At 69.3% G+C, this 1,637-nt stretch carries 1 protein-coding gene; it reads right to left on the reverse strand.

The window, feature by feature from the left end:
• Positions 1–2: 2 nt before the first annotated feature.
• On the reverse strand, positions 3–1,637 hold a 1,635-nt coding region (gene edd / locus J7302_RS26230; protein WP_215381766.1), incomplete at its 5' end, for a phosphogluconate dehydratase.

Consider the following 1,637-nt stretch of genomic DNA (forward strand, 5'->3'; position numbering starts at 1 on the left):
CTTCACTTCAGGCCCTCCAGGTTGCGGGTGAAGGCGCTGGCACCCTGCTCGGCCGAGCTGAAGGCCTCGCGCATGAAGGCGAACAGTTCGCGCCCGGTGCCGACGTTGGCCTCCAGGTCCCAGAGAGCCGGTTCACGCGCGGCGAACGCCTCGGCGTCCACCAGCACCTCGAGGGTACCGGCATGTCCATCGACGCGGACGATGTCGCCATCGCGCAGGCGCGCCAGCGGACCACCGTCGAACGCTTCCGGGCAGACATGGATGGCCGCCGGGATCTTGCCGGAGGCGCCGGACATGCGCCCATCGGTGACCAGCGCCACCTGGAAGCCCCGGTCCTGCAGCACGCCGAGGTACGGCGTCATCTTGTGCAGCTCCGGCATGCCGTTGCTGCGCGGGCCCTGGAAGCGCATCACCGCCACCAGGTCGCGCTCCAGCTCGCCAGCCTGGAAGGCATCGGCCAGCGCCTGCTGGTCATGGAAGACCCGCGCCGGGGCGACCACCACCTGATGCTCGGGGGCCACGGCGGAAACCTTCATCACCCCGCGGCCGAGGTTGCCGACCATCACCCGCAGGCCGCCCTCCGGCGAGAAGGGCCGCGCCACCGGGCGCAGGATGCTCTCGTCGAGGCTCTGGCTGGCGCCTTCGCGCCAGACCAGCTGGCCATCGTCGAGGAACGGCTCCTGGGTGTAGCGGCGCAGGCCACGCCCCATCACGGTGTTGACGTCTTCGTGCAGCAGCCCGGCGTCGAGCAGTTCGCGCACCAGGAAAGCCACGCCGCCCGCGGCATGGAAATGGTTGATGTCGGCCTTGCCGTTCGGATAGACGTGGGCCAGGGTCGGCACCACCTCGGAGAGGTCGGCCATGTCCTGCCAGGTGAGCTGGATGCCCGCCGCCTGGGCGATCGCCGGCATGTGCAGGGTGTGGTTGGTGGAGCCGCCGGTGGCGTGCAGGGCGACGATGGAGTTGATCAGCACGCGCTCGTCGATCAGCTCACCGATCGGCAGGAACTGCCCGCCCTGCCGGGTCAGACGCGTGACCTGACGCGCGGTCTCGATGGTCAGCGCCTCGCGCAGCGGGGTGTTCGGGTTGACGAAGGACGCGCCCGGCAGGTGCAGGCCCATGATCTCCATGAGCATCTGGTTGGTGTTCGCGGTGCCGTAGAAGGTGCAGGTGCCGGGGCTGTGGTAGGCCGCCATTTCCGCCGCCAGCAGCTCGTCGCGACTGGCCTTGCCCTCGGCGTAGCGCTGGCGCACTTCGGCCTTTTCCTTGTTCGACAGGCCGGACGGCATGGGCCCGGCCGGCACGAAGATCGACGGCAGATGGCCGAAGCGCAACGCGCCCATCATCAAGCCGGGGACGATCTTGTCGCAGATGCCGAGGAACAGCGCGGCATCGAACATGTTGTGCGACAGCGCCACGGCGGTGGACATGGCGATCACCTCGCGGCTGGCGATGCCCAGCTCCATGCCCGGCTCGCCCTGGGTGACGCCGTCGCACATGGCCGGCACGCCACCCGCCACCTGGCCCACCGAGCCGATATCGCGCAGCGCCTGCCTGATCCGTTCCGGGTAGTGCTCGTAGGGCTGGTGCGCCGAGAGCATGTCGTTGTAGGCGGTGACAATGGCCACGTTGGCCGC

The sequence above is a fragment of the Metapseudomonas boanensis genome (assembly GCF_018704125.1).
Classification (GTDB): Bacteria; Pseudomonadota; Gammaproteobacteria; order Pseudomonadales; family Pseudomonadaceae; genus Metapseudomonas; species Metapseudomonas boanensis.